Source organism: Mycobacterium sp. E3251 (assembly GCF_001666835.1).
Lineage (GTDB): Bacteria > Actinomycetota > Actinomycetes > Mycobacteriales > Mycobacteriaceae > Mycobacterium.
Genome location: NZ_LZJF01000039.1, coordinates 1 through 17408, shown reverse-complemented (window position 1 = coordinate 17408; position 17408 = coordinate 1). Strand labels below are relative to the sequence as shown.

The 17408-nt window shown below is 66.1% G+C and carries 19 protein-coding genes; 7 read left to right on the top strand and 12 right to left on the bottom strand.

The window, feature by feature from the left end:
- From A5697_RS05305 to A5697_RS05280, 6 genes are all read right to left on the bottom strand, one after another.
- Positions 1-1375 (bottom strand): YhgE/Pip domain-containing protein (locus tag A5697_RS05305; protein WP_231971977.1); only part of this gene is annotated, 1375 nt, incomplete at its 3' end.
- 2 nt (positions 1376-1377) lie between these two features.
- Positions 1378-2055, bottom strand: coding sequence for a hypothetical protein (locus A5697_RS05300; protein WP_067943567.1), 678 nt, complete (start codon positions 2053-2055; stop codon positions 1378-1380).
- On the bottom strand, positions 2042-2698 hold the full coding sequence (locus tag A5697_RS05295) for a TetR/AcrR family transcriptional regulator (RefSeq protein ID WP_067943569.1): 657 nt from the start codon (positions 2696-2698) through the stop codon (positions 2042-2044). Before A5697_RS05295 ends, A5697_RS05300 begins: the two co-directional genes overlap by 14 nt.
- Positions 2699-2776: 78 nt before the next feature.
- Positions 2777-3598, bottom strand: a complete 822-nt coding sequence (locus A5697_RS05290) for an SDR family NAD(P)-dependent oxidoreductase (RefSeq protein ID WP_068008595.1) — start codon at positions 3596-3598, stop codon at positions 2777-2779.
- Between the two features lie 82 nt (positions 3599-3680).
- Positions 3681-4916: a cytochrome P450 gene (locus A5697_RS05285; protein WP_068008593.1), complete on the bottom strand. Its 1236-nt coding sequence runs from the start codon at positions 4914-4916 to the stop codon at positions 3681-3683.
- The gene (locus A5697_RS05280; RefSeq protein WP_068008590.1) at positions 4913-5935 is read right to left on the bottom strand and encodes an LLM class F420-dependent oxidoreductase; all 1023 of its coding nucleotides are present in this window, start codon (positions 5933-5935) and stop codon (positions 4913-4915) included. The genes A5697_RS05285 and A5697_RS05280 overlap by 4 nt, the downstream gene beginning before the upstream one ends.
- A gap of 138 nt (positions 5936-6073) precedes the next feature.
- Here A5697_RS05280 and A5697_RS05275 point away from each other — a divergent pair, with 138 nt between their 5' ends.
- Complete coding sequence (locus A5697_RS05275; protein ID WP_067943581.1) at positions 6074-7570, top strand: acyl-CoA carboxylase subunit beta; 1497 nt, start codon at positions 6074-6076, stop codon at positions 7568-7570.
- A 6-nt stretch (positions 7571-7576) separates the two neighbouring features.
- Here A5697_RS05275 and A5697_RS05270 read toward each other — a convergent pair whose 3' ends face one another.
- The 4 genes from A5697_RS05270 to A5697_RS27590 are packed head-to-tail and all read right to left on the bottom strand — an operon-like array spanning position 7577 to position 10271.
- Complete coding sequence (locus tag A5697_RS05270; RefSeq protein WP_068008600.1) at positions 7577-8620, bottom strand: TIGR03857 family LLM class F420-dependent oxidoreductase; 1044 nt, start codon at positions 8618-8620, stop codon at positions 7577-7579.
- Positions 8617-8997: a nuclear transport factor 2 family protein gene (locus tag A5697_RS05265; RefSeq protein ID WP_067943584.1), complete on the bottom strand. Its 381-nt coding sequence runs from the start codon at positions 8995-8997 to the stop codon at positions 8617-8619. The genes A5697_RS05270 and A5697_RS05265 overlap by 4 nt, the downstream gene beginning before the upstream one ends.
- Entirely contained in the window at positions 8997-10115 is a 1119-nt protein-coding gene (locus A5697_RS05260) for a PHB depolymerase family esterase (RefSeq protein ID WP_068008587.1), read from the bottom strand. The genes A5697_RS05265 and A5697_RS05260 overlap by 1 nt, the downstream gene beginning before the upstream one ends.
- 9 nt (positions 10116-10124) lie before the next feature.
- Positions 10125-10271: a hypothetical protein gene (locus A5697_RS27590; protein WP_156673166.1), complete on the bottom strand. Its 147-nt coding sequence runs from the start codon at positions 10269-10271 to the stop codon at positions 10125-10127.
- An 82-nt stretch (positions 10272-10353) separates the two neighbouring features.
- On the opposite strand from A5697_RS27590, the gene A5697_RS05255 reads away from it, so the two are divergent.
- From A5697_RS05255 to A5697_RS05235, 5 genes are all read left to right on the top strand, one after another.
- Positions 10354-11346: a Rieske 2Fe-2S domain-containing protein gene (locus A5697_RS05255; protein ID WP_068008584.1), complete on the top strand. Its 993-nt coding sequence runs from the start codon at positions 10354-10356 to the stop codon at positions 11344-11346.
- Entirely contained in the window at positions 11343-11963 is a 621-nt protein-coding gene (locus A5697_RS05250) for a cysteine hydrolase (protein ID WP_068008582.1), read from the top strand. The genes A5697_RS05255 and A5697_RS05250 overlap by 4 nt, the downstream gene beginning before the upstream one ends.
- On the top strand, positions 11960-12580 hold the full coding sequence (locus A5697_RS05245) for a PaaI family thioesterase (protein ID WP_068008597.1): 621 nt from the start codon (positions 11960-11962) through the stop codon (positions 12578-12580). Before A5697_RS05250 ends, A5697_RS05245 begins: the two co-directional genes overlap by 4 nt.
- An 8-nt stretch (positions 12581-12588) precedes the next feature.
- On the top strand, positions 12589-14241 hold the full coding sequence (locus tag A5697_RS05240) for an acyl-CoA synthetase (protein WP_068008579.1): 1653 nt from the start codon (positions 12589-12591) through the stop codon (positions 14239-14241).
- A gap of 137 nt (positions 14242-14378) precedes the next feature.
- On the top strand, positions 14379-14837 hold the full coding sequence (locus A5697_RS05235; protein WP_068008576.1) for a cupin domain-containing protein: 459 nt from the start codon (positions 14379-14381) through the stop codon (positions 14835-14837).
- A gap of 45 nt (positions 14838-14882) precedes the next feature.
- On the opposite strand, the gene A5697_RS05230 is transcribed toward A5697_RS05235, so the two are convergent.
- Entirely contained in the window at positions 14883-15173 is a 291-nt protein-coding gene (locus tag A5697_RS05230; RefSeq protein ID WP_067943593.1) for a putative quinol monooxygenase, read from the bottom strand.
- Entirely contained in the window at positions 15170-15988 is an 819-nt protein-coding gene (locus A5697_RS05225) for an alpha/beta fold hydrolase (RefSeq protein ID WP_197500920.1), read from the bottom strand. Before A5697_RS05225 ends, A5697_RS05230 begins: the two co-directional genes overlap by 4 nt.
- Before the next feature lie 424 nt (positions 15989-16412).
- Here A5697_RS05225 and A5697_RS05220 point away from each other — a divergent pair, with 424 nt between their 5' ends.
- Positions 16413-17399, top strand: a complete 987-nt coding sequence (locus A5697_RS05220; RefSeq protein WP_068008571.1) for a helix-turn-helix domain-containing protein — start codon at positions 16413-16415, stop codon at positions 17397-17399.
- The last annotated feature ends 9 nt before the right edge of the window (positions 17400-17408 follow it).

Below are 17408 nucleotides of genomic sequence, written 5' to 3'. Positions count from 1 at the left end.
ACCGCGCACGACAACTCAAGACGGGATCGGCCGAGCTGGCAACGAAACTCGCCGACGGGGCCAGGCAGGTGCCGAACTGGACCACCCAGCAAAAGGATGCGGTCGCCGACACCATCGGTGGTCCGGTGCAACTCGAGGCATCGCATGAGAACGCCGCGCCCAACTTCGGCACCTGCCTGGCCCCGTCGGCGAGTTTCGTTGCCAGCTCGGCCGATCCCGTCTTGAGTTGTCGTGCGCCGTCGTCGAGTTTGGCGATGCCGCCAGCCAATTCGGCGTTGCCGGTGGCAACCTGCTGTGCTCCGTCACGCAGCTGGGTGAGCTTGTTCGTCAGGTCTTGCCCCTTGCTGCCGACCTGGTCGAGCGCCGACCCAAGCGGACTGCCCGGGTTTCGCAATCCCGATGTCAAGGCGATCGCCGCATTCTGCGCATCGGCGAGCTGCTGACGGATCTGGGGCGTGAACTGGTGGCCCCGGAGCTGATCCTGGACGCCGCGCAGGTTGTTCGCCAGCGGATCCTGTCGTGCGGAGAGCTGATCGATCACCGCTGACAGGGAGTTTGCGGCGGCATCCTGCGCCGTGGCGATGGCACCGATCTGGTCATTGGCCTGCTGTAGCGCCGTTGCACCCTGTTGCAGTTGCTGCGTGCTGCCGCCGATTTGCGACACCGCCTTGGCCACGGCGAGCAGCGGGTCGGTGGCCTGGTTGATTCCGTCCGACAGTTGCTTGGCTCCGGTGGCGAGCGTTGCCGAGCCGGACCGGGCGGTGTCCAGACCGGCCACCAGCTGACCGGCCCCGTCGTCGAGTTGAGTGGCCCCGTCGGCGGCCTGCTTGATACCCGATCCCGATGAAACCACTATTGACAGCACCTGATTGACGGCTTGCCCCGAGATCCGGCTGGACACGGCGTTGAGCACCTGACCGATGGCGGTGCGACCGATACTCGTCGAGATGTAGTTGTTGGCGTCGTTGTAGACGGCGATCAGGTTGGCCTTCTTGGGTTGCCCGGTCACCGGTGATGCGATCGCCGCGCTGAAGTCCGGTGGCAACTCGACCATGAAGTAGTACTTGCCGTGGTCGACTCCGTTGCGTGCCTCCGGCAAGTCCACGACGTGCCAGTCCAAGCCGCCGTCCGCGGTCAGGCTCTTGGCGATCTCCGCGCCGGCGTTGAATTGCTGGCCGGACACGACGGCGCCACGGTCGGAGTTGACCAGCGCCACCGGCATCTTGTTGGTGTGGCCGAAGGGATCCCAGAACGCCCAGAGGTACAGCGCCCCATACACCAGGGGCAGCAGCATCAGCACGACGATGGCCACGCGCGTCAGGCGGCTGCGGCCGAATCGCTTGATCTCCGAGCCGAAGGCGAGTCCAGCCAGCATCTTCAGTCCTCTCCGGTCAGGATGCGGTGATCGTGTAGTTCGTGGTCCGGCGCGTCCGTGCCGAGCGGGTTGGTCACCCCGACGACCACGGTGCGCTGCTCGGCGATCACACCGAGCCTGTCGGCCGCGAGCGCCCGCCGGGAATTGTCACGAACCTGTTCAAGGTCGCCGACCACCAAAATCGGACGCTTCGACAGCAGCGCGAGCGTTATTCGCAGCAAAAACAGTTCCAGGTCCGACAATTCAACGATGTAGGTGTCGTGGGACGGCGGGGGTATTTCGCCGAATACCTCGGACAGCTCGGCCGAACCCGATTGCGCCGGCACCGATGAATACCACGGCGCCAGCCACCGAAGTTGCTCGGCGAACACCGTCCCCACGGTCACCGATTCCTCGAGGTCGTCAATGTCTTCGAAGGCCGCGATCGAGCAGTGCCGGCGGATCGCGCGCGCGGTTGTCTCGCCGAGGACGGTCAGCGTGCCGTGCCTCGGTTTGAATCGTCCCGCGAGCGTCAGCAGCAGCGTGGTCTGGCCGGGTCCGCCGGGCATCTGGATCGCGTGAAAACCCGGTGCCAGCGCGAGATCGATATCCGAGAAGAGGGGGCCGTGCTCGCCGTCGACGCCTAACCCGCGGGCGATGATCACCGGCGCCGCGGCGTCCGGCGCGTCATTTGTGTCCATGGTGGGGCATTCCCTCCTCGGCGGAAACCAGGACTGATTCCAGCGCTACGGTGATCAGCTGCGCGAGCAGGTCGGGGTTCATGGTCCCAGGACGGAGGACCTCTTCCATCGCGATGCCGAGGTTGATCGTGACGACGAGCTGGGCGACGTCGGCCAGCTCCCGATCGGATGCCACGGAAGGATTTGATCCGACGATGTGCAGCGCTTGGTCGGCGGCGGCGGCGCGGCGGCGTTCGATGAGGCGCTCGCGCACCTGGGGGTCACGCTGGGCCCGCAGCCAGTATTCGACGAACAACACGTAATAGTCGGAATGGTCGCGAACTGTGTCAAGCACCGATCTGCTCAATTCCCGTGCGGCCGCGCGGGTGTCGCCGCCGCTGCTGTCCAGCGCTGTCGCGATCTGCTCGCCACGAAGCTCGAACTGGCGGTCGAGGAGAGCTAGGACCAGGTCGTCCTTGGATTCAAAGTTCGAGTAGACCGCGCCCTTGGTGAAGCCCGCGGCCTGCCCGATGGCGTCGATCGTGGCACCGGCGAACCCTTCGGCGGCGAATACCTTCGACGCCGCGTCCAGGATCCGGTCGCGAACCTCGTCGCGAGTGGGGCGGGTTCGGCGCGGTTTGACAGGCGACATGACCAGCAGCATACTCTTCAGTATCGACTGGATACCAGCTGGTATCGAAAGTGTGAGACGGCCTACTTCTGGGTCGGCTCCGGCGATCGCCTAGGCGATCTTGGCCAATGTGCGATCCCACAGCTCGCGTGCGAGCACGGGATCGTCTGCCGCGCGGTTGGCCCTCGCGACTTTCCCGTTCGAGTAGTACTCGCCGGATGCCCAGTCGACGCCGGGTGTAGTCGAGGCCAACCAGACCAGCTGGTCGGCACCCCGATCCGGGGCTTTGATGAGGCGGCTCACCGGGGTGCGCTGCATGGTGGTCAGGAATCGCGATCCCGACGAGTGACCGATATTGGTGTTGACGAAGCCCGGGTGCACCACGGCGGCCGAAAGGCCGTCGACGTGGTAGCGCCGATGTAATTCCCTGGTGAACAAGATATTTGCCAGTTTTGCGACGGCGTAGGCGGTGCTCGGCCGGCGCTCGACGGTCGTTTCGAAATCACCGAGGGTGACGTGGCGGAGCAGCCGCTGCGACGAACTCGACGTGTTGACGATCGTGGCGCGCGAAACGACGAGCACATCGAGCAACAGCGTGGTGAGCAGAAACGGCGCCAGGTAATTCACCTGGAAAGTGATCTCATGGCCATCGACCGTGTCGCGCAGCTTGCTGAACACCCCGCCGGCGTTGTTGCCCAGCACGTCGATCCGCGGGCATTCCGAACGGATCTTGTCCGCCAGGGCCCGCACTTGGCACAGATCGGCGAAGTCGGCCACAAAATAAGCGGCGTCCAACTCAGCAGCCATGGCGGCGGTCTTGCTTTCCGTTCGTCCGACCAGTACGACGTTCGCGCCGTCGCGGTGTAGCCGGCGGGCCGCCGCGGCGCCGATGCCATCGCTGGCACCGGTGATGACAATCGTCCTACGCGTCATTGCCTAGTCCTCCGGGGGGAGCGTAACGATCGCGATCGTCGCACACCCGGACTAAGCGGGTCGCTCAACCCGGGTGACTCCCTCAGGACAGCGTGTAACGCACCGGCAGGTGTTTGAGGCCGCCGACGAAGGTAGTGGCAACAAGTTCTGGATCACCGCTCAGTTCAATGGATTTGAGCCTGGGCAGCAGCTCGGTGAAGAAGCTGTTGACCTCCATGCGGGCCAGCGCGGCGCCCATGCAGAAGTGCACCCCATAGCCGAAGGCCAGGTGCTTGTTGGGATCGCGCCCGACGTCGAAGCGGAACGGGTCGGCGAAGACGTCCTCGTCGCGATTGGCCGACACGTAGGACAGCAGCACCGAATCCCCCGCCGCGATGGGCACGCCGCGCACGGTGGTGTCCTCGGTGGCGGTGCGCATGAATTCCTTGACCGGGGTAACCCAGCGGATCATTTCCTCGGTGGCCAGCGGCATCAGGTCGAGGTTGCCGCGCAGGCGCTCGAGCTGGTCGGGATTTTCGATGAGCGCGTGCAGGCCCCCGGAGATGGTCGCGCTGGTGGTGTCGTGGCCCGCGGTGGCGACGATGAGGTAATACGACACGGTGTCGATGTCCGACAGCGGCTCCCCGTCGACGCGCGCGTTGGCGATGGCGGATGCCAGATCCTCGGTGGGACGCTCGCGGCGGGACTCGGTCACCCCGTTGAAGTACTGGAACATGTCGAACAAGGCGGGCAGCTGATCCTCGTTGGTGGTGCCCCGCTTGAACTCGGAGTCGTCGCTGCCGAACAGCTCCTGGGTCAACTTGAGCATCCGCGGGAAGTCCGCCTCCGGCAGCCCCAGCAGCGACATGATCACGTAGAGCGGGTAATTGACCGCGACCTCCTGAACGAAGTCGCACTCCGGGCTAGCGGCCATCATCTTGTCGACGTAGGTCTTCGCGAGCTCGTCAACACGAACCTTCAACGCCCGCATCGCCTTTGGCCGAAACCAGTCGGACCCGATCGCACGCACCACCCGATGCTGCGGGTCGTCGAGGTGGATCAGCGTCCGCACGCCCGCAGCCGCCTGCATCTCGTCGCCCTCTGTCGTCGTCAAGACCGGGCGGGGCCAGTTGGTGAACAGCATGTTCTCGCGTTCGATGTCCATGATGTCGGCGTGCTTGGTGATCGCCCAGAACGGCCGGTAGTCCGGCACCTCGACCCACGACACCGGTGCGTTGGCGCGCAAATGGGTCAGCGCCGCGTGCAACCGCTCCTCGTCGGTGTACGCCAAGGGATCCGCCAGCAGGTTGGCGGACTCGTCTACCGTGGTTGTGCTCACTCGCGAAACTCCTTCAGTGCGGCCGTGATCGAGGACTGGGAGGCGTTGAAGAAGATGGGCAGGACCCGGTCGACCGCGCCGTGGCAGCGACCCCTGAGGGCGGCGGCGATGGTGTCCACCGGGCCGACGACGGCGAAGGCCGCGAGCGCCTCGTCGTCGATCAGCGCGCCCATCGCGTCCCACTCGCCCGCGATCGACAGGCGGTGCAGCTCGGTCTGCAGGTCTCCCCAACCGTGCAGCTCCAACACCCTGCGGTAAGCGGGCGTCGACCCGTAGAAGGCGATCTGCTTGCGCACGGCGGCGGTCGCGGCAGCCAATTCGTCCTCGTTCTCGCCGGTCGCGATCATCACCTCGCTGGACACTTCAAAGTCGCTGCGGCGCCTGCCGGCTCGCTGCATGCCGCGCAGCAGCGCCGGCATCGTGACCTCGTCCAGGTAACGCTTGGAAACCATCGGGTGTCCGAGATGACCGTCGGCGGCCTCGCCGCACATCTCGGTCATCGCTTCGCCGACCGCCGCGATGAAGATCTTCGGCGGGGAATAGGGCTGCGGCTCCGGCGTGAACATCGGGGTCATGATCTTGTGGGTGTAGAAATCCCCCTCGAAACGCAGCTTCCCGCCGTCTTTCCAAGCGGACCAGATCGCGTGCAGGGCGGAGACGAACTCGCGCATCCGGCGCGCGGGATGGCTCCACGGCATGCTGAACCGCTTTTCGATATGCGGCTGAATCTGGGTGCCCAGCCCAAGAATGAACCGGCCCTTCGAGTACGCCTGCAGGTCCCAACCGATGTTGGCGACGATCATCGGGTTGCGGGCGAACGCCACGGCGATGTTGGTGCCGAGTTCGAGCCGCGACGTGTGCTCGGCGGCGAGCAGCAGGGGCAGGAATGGGTCGTGACTTGTTTCCGCCGTCCAGCCGCCGTCGTACCCGTCACGTTCCAGGGCGACCGCCGCATCGGTCACCCGGGCGAGTTGATTGGGGATGCCCCCGTCGACCTTGAGGCGGGCGGCGTCGGCCATGCGGGTAACTTTACAGTAAGCAATCCAGTATGTGACCCTGCAGACGTGGCGATCGCAAGCGCGGCGTAGCCGGGCGCGGCGGGTCGCCACCATCGGGCCTGCTCGCCAGACGAAACTTCCATGAGGTAGGACATAGGCATGCCGAAAGCCCAGGACTGGGGAGAAACGCTCGACGATCTCGGGCGGCGCCGTCAGCGCGCGTGGGGCATGGGTGGTCCCGAACGCCTCGACAAGCACCGCGGCAAGGGCAAGCTCGACGCCCGCGCGCGCATCGAACACCTCCTCGACCCGGGGACGTTCCGCGAAATCGGCACGCTGGTCGGTGGCGACATCGCGGCCGACGGGCTGGTCGTCGGCTCCGGATCGATCAACGGTTCACCGGTGATGCTGGGCTCGGAGGACTTCACCACCATGGCCGGCAGCATCGGACCCGGCGGCAACTCCAAGCGCTATCGCATCGCCGAACTCGCGCTGCGCGACAAGGTTCCCCTGGTGATGCTGCTCGAAGGCGCCGGCTTTCGCCCTGGCGGTGGGCATTACGGCCGCGCCCCGACCGACCTGCTCGCCCAGGCGCAGTGCTCGGGCAAGGTGCCGACCGTCGCCGCGGTGTTGGGTCCGTCGGCCGGACATGGCGCGCTGGTCGCGCCCGTGTGCGACTTCCGCATCATGAGCAGACAGGGCGCCATCTTCACCGCCGGACCGCCGGTCGTCAAAGAGTCCACCGGAGAAGAGATCTCGAAGGAGGACCTCGGCGGGCCCGGCACCGCATTGCCGAGCGGGGTGATCCACAACGTTGCCGAAGACGACGAAGCCGTGATCGCCGATATCCGGCGGTACCTGTCGTATTTCCCGCCGAGCGCATGGTCGTACCCGGCGCCGCGGCCGCCGGACGAGGCCAGCGGGCCCCGTGCGACGCCCGAACTGCTCGACATCGTCTCTCGCGACAACCGCCGCATCTACGACATGCGGGCGGTGCTGGACGTGGTCTTCGACCGGCCCGACTGGTTCGAAGTCCAGCCGCAGTACGGCAAGGCGATCATCTGCGCGTTGGCCCATCTCGGTGGCCACCCGGTCGCGGTCGTCGCGAACCAGCCCAACGTGCTCGCGGGCTCGATCGACGCCGACGCGGCCGACAAGGCGGCACACTTCATCATGGTGGCCGACTCCTTCCACCTGCCCATCGTGTTCCTTGCCGATAACCCCGGCATGCTGCCCGGTAGTCGGTCCGAGCGCAGCGGCGTGCTGCGCGCCGGTGCGCGGATGTTCGCCGCGCAGACCGCGGCCACCACGGTCAAGCTGCACGTCACGCTGCGCAAGGCATACGGATTCGGCTCGATGGTCATGTCGCTGTTGGGTTTCGATCACCAGAGCGCGACCTTCGCTTACCCCGGCGCCACCATGGGCGCCATGAGCGCGGCGGCGCTGGGCCGGGCGACGCATGCCGGTGAGGACATCACCGCGAAGCTGCGCGACGCCGAGCTGCAGGCGTCCTATCGCTCGGCCGAACATCTGGGATTCGACGAACTCATCGATCCCCGCGAAACCCGTGATGCCTTGCTTAGTTCATTGCTTCGTGGACTGTCGAGCCGGCAGGCCGCCGCCGAACCGGTCAGCCGGACCGTCATCATGCCCTGACTGGTGCTAGTCACCCGCCCGGTAGGCCGCGATAACGGGCTCCAGTTCGTCCGGCGTCGCGCCGTGCATGATCACGGCGTCGGCCCCGTAGTCGAATTCCCTGCGGACGCGATCCGCGCATTGCCGGGCAGACCCGGTCGCCGACGGCTCCAGCCACTCGTCGGGAATCAACGTCGCGATGTGTTCGATCTGCTGGGCCGTGGCCTTGTGGTCGATCCCACCGGCGATCGACGTCACCACTGGGTCGTCCCGGAAGCGATGCAGCACAGCCGGATCCCAATTGTTCGTCCGGACCATCAGGTCGCCGTAGCCCTGCAGGTAGGTGGCCAGGCGCGCGACAGTCTTCTTCAACCGCAACTCCTCGGGCAGGTGGTCGCCGACGGTGGCAAAGCACGACCACACCCGCACGTCGTCCGGGTCGCGTCCGGCCTTTTGGGCCGCGGCTTTCACCGTCTTAACACAGCGCTGCAGCGTCTCCGGGGTGAAATAGGTGTGCAGGATGACGTCGTCGAACACGCGTCCCCCGAGCTCGAGCGTATTCGGCCCGAAAGCCACCAGCGCCAAGCGGATTTCCTCGTTGAAGTCGGGGTCGAGGAACAGGATCGGGTATTTGCCCATCGGCCCGTTGTGGTTGAAGATCAGCTCGCCGCGCCATAGGCGCCGCATGACCTGGGCCCAGTCCTCCATCTGCGCGGTGGTGACCGCCGGTATGCCGAACGCCCCGTAGATCGCCGCGATGCCCCGGCCGATCCCCAGCGTGAATCGCCCGCCGGAGAGGCGGTGCATGGTGGTGGCCCACGACCCGGTGATCAGCGGGTGGCGGGTGTTGTGATTGGTTGCGGCGGTGGCGATCTGCATCCGGGTCGTCACGGCGCACGCGGCACCGGTCAGCGACGACGCCTCCTTGACGTTCCAGCGCTCGGAGATGAACGCGGTGCCGAGGCCCAGCTCCTCGCCGCGGCGGGCCTCATCGACCAGCGTTGCCGGGCCTTCCCCGCCGGCGCCGGCCAGCAGGTAGTAGCCCAACTCATCGAGAGTGCGATCGGTCAACTCCAAACTCCTTGCTGATAGCCGCAATTCCAGACTTCGGTGATCTTCCCGTCGACGACGCGGAACACCTCGATGCTGGCGACGTTCGCCGTGGTGCCGTCCTTGGCGGTCATCGACGAGTCGTAGACGATCGCGACGTGCTCGCCGTCGTCTCCGGCGGCGACGACGTTCAGATCGAACCTCAACTGGTCGAACATCGCCCAGACGTCTTCGACCCGGCTGACCGCCTGGTCGCGGGTCAGCGTATGCGCCTCACCCACCCCGTGCCGGATCACGGTGTCTGCGAACAACTCCTCGGCCAGCTTCAGGTTGTGCTGGTTCCAGACGACGAGGTTGTAGAGCTCGACGACTTCGCGGGCGGTGCGCGGGTCCGCCATCAGCCGGCCACCTCGCGCAGGAATCGATCGGTCACCCGCTGCACGCGCCGGGAGAAAATGTGCCCCACGTGGCTGCCGTCGTACCAGTACAGTTGGCCGCCCCAGCGCTCCTGCAACTCGACCGCGGGATCGCGCATCGCCATCCGGTCGTGCCAGGCGCCGACGATGAGCCGGCGGTGCGGCGGCGGTGCCGGATCCACCCGCAGTGGGTCGACCACCGAGGTCAGGTTCGCCACGTCCGGGGAGGCCAGCAGGTCGCGGAATCCGTCCCGCGACGATCCCCCGCGCCCCAGATGCCGCGCGATCATCGCATTCAGCCCGAGGATCGGCGTGTAGAGCGCCACTGCGTCGATCTGCCTTTCCAGGTGCGAAACCAGCGCCGCGACCGGAGTCCCCATCGAAACCCCAGCTACCACAACCGCACTCGCCTGTGGTTGTACCCATCGCACCACCGCGCGGATCTCCGAGACCGAGCGCATCATGCCGGCGACGTTGCCCAAGGGGTCCATGTCGGGATAGGCGGGCCATTCCCTGCGCCGGCATCCATGACCGGGCTGCACCGGCAATGCGACGTTGAATCCCAGCTGGTGATGTATTCGGCCGATGCGGGTCAACAGCAGGTCTTCCGTGCCGCCCTGGCCGGCGCCATGCACCCAGATGAGCCACGGTCTCGGGCCGTCGGTGTGCCGGCACAGGTGCACCACCGCCCTCGCCGTTCCGCCCAGGCCCTCGGCTTCCAGCGATTTCGGCAACCCCGGATCGTGCTCGAACGTCATCCGTTCGTACGCCAGGTTGCCGATGCGCCGCCGCCGCACCGAGGTCGCCCGCAGCGGATTCGGGTCCGCGTGCGCGCGGTCGATGCCCAGGGCCGACAACTCCTCGGCCGCGGCTGTGCAGCCGGCCAGGGGGCGCATCGCCGCCGGGCCCCCGCCGAGCAGCGAAAAGCCGCTCAGCACAAGCTCGTCCAGCATGACCTCGCCGAACTGGCGCACGCCACGCGGCGACATTGGAGCCCAGCCGGTCGATTCGTTCAGGCTGGCCACCGTGCGCGGCAACAACATGCCGAGCTCGCGGGTCGCCTCCCTGGCGAGCCCCAGCCCACGGGTCACCTTCGCCATGCCACTCACCTAAGCCAGCTTGAAACCGGTGTATCCGCCGGCCGCGATTTCGTCGCAGCGGCGCCGTCGATATTCGGGGATTCGGCCGGTGTAGACCCCGGAGAAGCCGGCGCCGATGACGATGACGTCGCTCCGGGTGTCAGCCGCTTCAGTCACATCAACTCCTTGCCGTGCACGGGCCGGACTGCTGAAATCTATACTGTAACGGACTTAGTATCAGGCAATCGGAGGCTTCGGCGTGAAAGTGCCCTTCACCTGGAAGGTCACCGGGTGGTTCATGGTCGGGTGGTCGCCCGAATTTCCGATTGGCGAGGTGCGGCCGCTGCACTACTTTGGCGAGGATCTGGTCGCTTACCGCGACGAGTCCGGCGAGCTACACGTCTTGGAAGCGCACTGCAAACACCTCGGGGCCCACATCGGCCACGGCGGCAAGGTGCTCGGCGACTGCGTCGAATGCCCCTTCCACGGCTGGCGCTGGGGCCCGGACGGCACCAACCGGTACATCCCCTATCAACCCGACCGGCCCAACCGCGCGCTGCGGCTGCGGGTGTACCCGGTGCGCGAGCAGTACGACTGCGTGTTCATCTGGCACCAGCCGGAAGGCAAGGAGCCGCAGTGGGACATGCCGGACATCTTTAGAAAATTTCCGCAATTCGAAACCGACCCGACGGCGTATTACCGCGCGTACCCGGAGTTCTCTCGCCGCGCCGAACGCGAGCCGGTCCATCCGCAGATCGTCGCGGAGAATGCCCCCGACAGCGCACATTTCGAATACGTACACCATGCCACGGTGACGCCGCGGGTGCTGGACTGGAAGATCGTCGACCACGAGTGGCAGTTCGTCGCGGGCTGGCCGGACGCGCGCAGCGACAACCCCGACGACCTCGCGCTGCGGTTCCACAGCCACCTGTTCGGCCTGGGCGGAGCGATCAGCGTCTTCGAGGGGGCCCAGAACCATCGGCTGATCTTCACCTGCACTCCGGTCGACGATGAGTGTTCGGACCTGTTCTACTCGATCTGGTGGCCGCGGGTCCCCGGCGACACATCCGACGCACCGCAGGGCAAGCTGCGCGACGTGATCGAACAGCAATTCCTGTCCACCGTCTTCGACGATCTGCGAATCTGGCGGTACCAGAAGTACGTCGAGAATCCGGCGCTCTCCAAGGTGGACGCGAAAGGGTATATGGCATTGCGGAAGTGGGCCAAACAGTTCTACGAAGTACCGGCATGACCCCGAAACTCGCCGAGATCGCCGCACCCGAGCGCACCGCGATCGTCACACAGGAATGTCAGGGCGCCGTCATCGGGCCCCACGCCGGACTGGCGATGCTGGCCGAGGAAGCACGGCGGGTCGCCCTGCCGAATATCGTCCGGCTGTTGCCGGCGGCCCGGGCGGCCGGTGTCCGCGTCGTGCACTGCTTGGTGCAGCGGCGCCCCGACGGGCTCGGCTCCAACCACAACGCCAAGATCTTCGCCATGGGGCACGGTCAAGTCGACATCACCCCGGGCACCCCCGGGGCGGCCGTGTTGCCCGAATTGGGGCCGGAGTTAAGCGATCTGGTGCTCAGCCGCTGGCACGGCGTCGGGCCTATGGGCGGCACCGACCTGGACGCGATACTGCGCAACCTAGGGGTGTCCACCATCGTGGTCGTCGGGGTGTCGCTGAACATCGCCATCCCCAACGTCGTCATGGACGCCGTCAACGCCTCCTACCGCGTCGTCGTGCCCCGCGATGCGGTCGCCGGCATACCCACCGAATACGGAGAGGCCATCATCGCCAACACCCTGTCGCTGCTCGCGGCCATCACCACCACCGACGAGTTGCTCGACGTGTGGACGCGGCCATGACCGGCACCGCACCCGGTGTTCGTGGCGGATTCCCCGACGTCAATCCCGTCGAGGACGCGCCCGAGGAACTCGGTCCGTTCGTCGCTGCGCTGCGCCGCCTGCAGGACCTGACCGTGTCCACCAAGCCCGACCCCGCGCTTTGGGCCGCCGCGACCATGCACCTGGAGAGCGCTTGCGCGCTGCTCGATGGCCACCGGGTCCCGGAGACCGAGTCGGTCGCCGGGCGAGTGCTGAGCCTGCCCGGGTTGGCCCACCCCTTGATGCCGCCCTGGATGGTGACCGAGTCAGGCCCCGACGGCGTAACCATGGCCGGCCACTTCACCACCGCACACATCGGCGGAAACAACGCCGTGCACGGCGGCATGATCCCGCTGTTCTACGACTGGCTGTTCGGGATGGTGGTCTCCACAGCGGGCACGCCACCTACCCGGACCGCATACCTGCATGTCGACTACCGAGCCATCACCCCGATCGACGAGCCGCTGACCGCCCACGGACGCATCACCCGCATCGACGGCAGGAAACTTTTCATTGACGCTACTATGACAGCCGGCAATGGAACCTTGCTCAGCGAAGCCAACGGCCTGATGGTCCGCTTGCTCCCCCACCAGCCTTGAGAGGCCTGATGTCCGACACCGCAACACAATTCACTGTCCCCGCCGTCGCGAAGGCCGTCGCGGCCGCGATTCCCGACCGGGAGCTGCTGATCCAGGGTGAACGGCGGTACACGTACGCACAGGTGCTCGAACGGTCGCAACGCCTCGCCGCGTACCTGCACTCCCGTGGGCTGGGCTGCCACACCGAACGCTCCGGGATCCCCGGCCACGAGGCCGGTCAGGACCTGCTCGGCATCTACGCCTACAACGGGAACGAATTCGTCGAGGCGCTGCTGGGCGCGTTTCAAGCCCGAGTCGCCCCCTTCAACGTCAACTTCCGCTACGTCAAGAGCGAGCTGCAGTATCTGTTGGCGGATTCGGGGGCGACCGCGCTGATCTACCACGCCGCCTTCGCGCCACGGGTGGCCGAAATCCTGCCGGACCTCCCGCCGCTGCGGGTCCTGATCCAGATCGCCGATGACTCCGGCAACGAATTGATCTACGGCGCAGTGGATTACGAGACCATCATCGCGTCCTCCACGCCGGAGCCACCCCCGGTGCAGCCTTCGCCCGACGACCTGTACGTCCTGTACACGGGCGGCACGACGGGCATGCCGAAAGGTGTGCTGTGGCGCCAGCACGACATCTTCATGACGTCCTTCGGCGGGCGCAACCTGATGACCGGCGAGCCGTTCGGGTCCGTCGAGGAGATCGCGGCGGGAGTGGTCGCGGGCCCCGGCACCAAGTTGATGATCCTGCCGCCGCTGATGCACGGCGCGGCCCAGTGGAGCGTGATGACGGCGATCACGACCGGGCAGTCCGTCGTCTTCCCTTCGGTCGTCGATCGTCTGGACGCCGACGAGGTCGTCCGCACCATCGAGCGCGAGCGCGTGACCGTGGTGACGGTGGTCGGCGACGCGATGGCCCGCCCCTTGGTCGCCGCCATCGAGAAAGGGATCGCGGACGTGTCGTCGCTGGCGGTGGTCGCCAACGGCGGCGCGCTGCTCACCCCGTTCGTCAAGCAACGGTTGATCGAAGTCCTGCCGAACGCCGTCGTCGTCGACGGTGTCGGATCCTCGGAAACCGGCGCGCAGATGCACCACATGTCCACTTCGGGAGCGGTGTCCACCGGCACCTTCAACGCCGGCCCGGACACGTTCGTGGCGGCCGAGGATCTGGCCACCATCCTGGAGCCGGGCCACGACGGCATGGGCTGGCTGGCGCAACGCGGCTACGTCCCACTGGGCTACAAGGGTGATGCGGCCAAGACCGCCAAGACATTTCCCGTCATCGACGGCGTGCGTTACGCGATTCCCGGCGACCGGGCCCGCCACCATCCCGATGGCAAGATCGAACTGCTGGGCCGCGATTCGGTGACGATCAACTCGGGCGGCGAGAAAATCTTCGTCGAGGAGGTCGAGACCGCCATCGCGTCGCACCCGGCGGTGGCCGACGTGGTGGTCGCCGGCCGTCCCAGCGAGCGGTGGGGCCAGGAGGTCGTGGCCGTCGTCGCGCTGGCCGAAGGCGCCCGCGCGGACGCCGAGGAGTTGGTCGCCCACGCCGGTCAATCGCTGGCCCGCTACAAACTACCCAAAGCGATCGTGTTCCGCGCGGCAATCGAGCGCAGCCCGTCGGGCAAGGCCGACTACCGGTGGGCGCGCGAGCAGGCGGTGAACGGCTGACTGTAAAGGTCGACCACCGACCGTCGCGGCCTCCACCGCGAATGTGTTGAGACTGACTTGATTTGATCGCTGATTGTCTCGAATTCGTCCGGGGCACGGCGATTGTTGGGCCTCTCGGGAGGTCTACGCTCGACTGCATGGCCGGCCCCGACGGTTTTCATCCCGATTTCACCCCCAATGCCCAGCAGCATGTACCGCGCAATCGCGTCCGCCACGTCAAGTCAACCGAACTTGATGCCACCACAGCGCAGACGGACGGCATGCAGCGCTTCGCCGCGCTGAGTGGATCCACCGTGGGTAGCGAAAAGCTCTGGATGGGAGAAACCTTGGCGTCGCCGGGCAGCGTCTCGGCCAACCATCACCACGGTGATTCCGAGACGATGATCTACGTCCGCAGCGGGCATCCCGAGTTTGTGTTCTTTGACGGGGAGCGCGAGGTTCGGGTCCGGACCGATCCTGGCGATTACGTCTTCGTACCCCCACATCTGCCCCACCGTGAGGAGAATCCCGATCCAAACACACCGGCAGAGTTGGTCATTGCCCGCAGCAGCCAAGAGGCGATCGTCGTCAACCTACCGGCGCTGTACGCGTTGTAGCCCAGCGGGTCCAAAGCATCTCCACCCGCGCTCGCGTCCTGGGGCTCAGCGTGGGATCTCGTTGTAGTGGTGTTCCTCGTAGTCGGACTTCAAGTATCCGTTGACGGTGTCGTTGAAGTTGATCCAGTGCGGCGTTTTGCCATGGGCGACAAGGCTCTCCTGTGAGGCCCAGTGTTCGACGAGGACGTAACTGTAAGGATCATGGGCGTTGCGCCACAGTTGATACAGGCCGCAGCCGTCTTCCTTGTTGGACTCAACCACCATGTGGTTCAACAGCTTCAGAAAATCGGCTTCGTGCGCTTGCGCCACGTCGAAGAAGACATTCAAGATGATCACGCCGCGCGTCCCTTCGTACCGCCGGTTACCTCGATGAATTCGCGCAGGCACGACAGGAGCGCCTCGGGTTGTTCCTCGGCGATCCAGTGTCCCGAATTTTCGATGGGCCGGACCGTGACGTTGTCGGCGACCTCCAAGAGCATGGCCTCGGCGATCGGTACGAAGAAGCTCGCGGTCCCGCCCAGTCCGAGAACCGGCAGCGTGAGCTTGCCCTGCTCCGCCAGAATGCGTCGGTTGTCGGACGCGTCCTGCTCGAAGGCGCGGAACAATTCGAGGCCGGCACGCATGGCTCCCGGGGCCGTGTAGTCAGCGACGTATCGCTGCGCGTCCGATATTGAGATCGCGTCGGGATTGGCGCTCAGGCGCTGGTAAAACGAACGTAGGTAAGGGAATTCGCTTCCAGCGATGAGCGTCTCGGCGACGTTGTCGGCCGCCCCGTGCAGGTGGAAGTGCCAGAGTTTATTCGCGCTGTACTTGGTCGTGGCCACGCTCTCGTACGCATTGGTCCCCGGGATCGGCGCCTCCATGAGCACAAGACGTTCGACGTCGGTCGAGTACAGGCAGGCGTAGGCGTAGGCGACCATCAGCCCGAGGTCGTGGCCTACCAAGGTGATGGGCTTCTGCACACCGAGATGGTCGAGCAGGGCCTTGATGTCACCTGCCATGGTTTGTTTGTCGTAGCCGCCGGGTGGCTTGGAGGACCCCCCGGCACCTCGGTAGTCGGGAGCGACGACGAACCAGCCGTCCTCGTGCAAGGGCCCCATGACATGGCGCCATTCCCACCAGGTCTGGGGCCAGCCGTGCAGCAGCACCACGGTCCGATCGTCGCCACCGTGACTCGGCGGGGTACCCACGGTCACGTAATGGATCCTGACATCCGCGTGGTCGAACATGTTGTGGTTGAACGTCGGCATCGCTGTCCCCTCCACGGTAGAAGGCTGCTACGGAGGCCTTCTGGACTCTTGAAGGCGATGGTAGAAGCGCTCGCGTTGGGTGAATTGCTCCTGGCTGGAATCGATCGGTGATTGACCAGTTCTCCTCGGCGGCACGCCGAACACCACTGGGCCACGGGCCCCGAGGGGCGGCAACCCATGTTCGCGGCAAACCGGGGACACCGCGGCGGGCGACGCGTGCGACAGCGCTTGGCCCAGCCCGACGCTTGGCGGCCTCGCGGGTCCGGTTTTAGGATTGCGATCAAGCAACGGGGCCCTCGCCTGCCAGGGAAAGGAAGTCTTCCCCATGGCCATCGTCCTCGATACCGACCCTGTCGACCCGGTGGAACGCTCCGATTACATGCACTGGGCGATGGGCGCGGCCATGGTGTCTGTCGAATGGCATTGGGTGGAAGACGGCCCGGGCGCGACCGCTCACGGGCTGGTCACGCCGCTCGGTGACCTGACAGTCTGCGTCGGAGAGACGACCGCCAACAGGGTGGTCCGGACACCAGCGCTGGCGCGCGATGGCGCCGAGCCCACAGTCTTCGTCAATCTGCAGCTGGCCGGTACCGCGATGGTGGTGCAGGAGGACAGGGAGGCGGTTCTGCACCCCGGTGCGATGGCGCTGTACGACTCCAGCGCCCCCTACACGTTGCTCAACCCCGAGGGCATGGGTGGGGAGTTCTTCCAGATTCCCCACTCCGCGCTCGCTTTGCCGACTGAACTGATCCGCGAAGCGTGCGCCGTGCCGCTTATTCCTGAGCATCCGCTGGCCACGTTGACCTTCGATCACCTCCGGCGGGTGGCGGCCGATCCGAGCCTGTTCACCGCGGTCAACGGCGATCTCGTCGCGCACCCGAGCATCGAACTGCTTCGCGCGGTGATCACGACCCAGTTGGGCTATGCAGAGCGCGCGGCCGAACCCCTCGCCAACACGCTGCTCGTCCGGATTCTGGACTACGTGTCTCGACATCTGCGCGATCCGGAGCTCAACGCCGAACGCATCGCAGCGGCACACTTCGTCTCGGTGCGGCATCTCTACCAAAAGTGCGCCGACGCCAACATCAGCCTGGCCGAGTACATCCGTACCCGGCGGTTGGAAGCCGCGCGCCACGAGCTGGGCCGGAGCGACGCGACGGTGACCATCGCCAGTGTCGCGCGCCGGCACGGATTCTCCGACATGTCGAGTTTCAGCCGCGCCTTCCGCGCCGCATACGGACTGTCCCCGCGGGACCTTTACTGCGGTGTGGCAGAAGAAAACTCCGTCTCAGCGCCGGCACGCAGGCGGTGACCGCGCCAG

Excerpts from the sequence above, each read along its gene's own strand:
- A5697_RS05300 (WP_067943567.1), bottom strand. The coding sequence starts at position 2,055 with ATGGACACAAATGACGCGCCGGACGCCGCGGCGCCGGTGATCATCGCC.
- A5697_RS05295 (WP_067943569.1), bottom strand. The coding sequence starts at position 2,698 with ATGCTGCTGGTCATGTCGCCTGTCAAACCGCGCCGAACCCGCCCCACT.
- A5697_RS05290 (WP_068008595.1), bottom strand. The coding sequence starts at position 3,598 with ATGACGCGTAGGACGATTGTCATCACCGGTGCCAGCGATGGCATCGGC.
- A5697_RS05280 (WP_068008590.1), bottom strand. The coding sequence starts at position 5,935 with ATGGCCGACGCCGCCCGCCTCAAGGTCGACGGGGGCATCCCCAATCAA.
- A5697_RS05275 (WP_067943581.1), top strand. The coding sequence starts at position 6,074 with ATGCCGAAAGCCCAGGACTGGGGAGAAACGCTCGACGATCTCGGGCGG.
- A5697_RS05265 (WP_067943584.1), bottom strand. The coding sequence starts at position 8,997 with ATGGCGGACCCGCGCACCGCCCGCGAAGTCGTCGAGCTCTACAACCTC.
- A5697_RS05260 (WP_068008587.1), bottom strand. The coding sequence starts at position 10,115 with ATGGCGAAGGTGACCCGTGGGCTGGGGCTCGCCAGGGAGGCGACCCGC.
- A5697_RS05250 (WP_068008582.1), top strand. The coding sequence starts at position 11,343 with ATGACCCCGAAACTCGCCGAGATCGCCGCACCCGAGCGCACCGCGATC.
- A5697_RS05245 (WP_068008597.1), top strand. The coding sequence starts at position 11,960 with ATGACCGGCACCGCACCCGGTGTTCGTGGCGGATTCCCCGACGTCAAT.
- A5697_RS05240 (WP_068008579.1), top strand. The coding sequence starts at position 12,589 with ATGTCCGACACCGCAACACAATTCACTGTCCCCGCCGTCGCGAAGGCC.
- A5697_RS05235 (WP_068008576.1), top strand. The coding sequence starts at position 14,379 with ATGGCCGGCCCCGACGGTTTTCATCCCGATTTCACCCCCAATGCCCAG.
- A5697_RS05220 (WP_068008571.1), top strand. The coding sequence starts at position 16,413 with ATGGCCATCGTCCTCGATACCGACCCTGTCGACCCGGTGGAACGCTCC.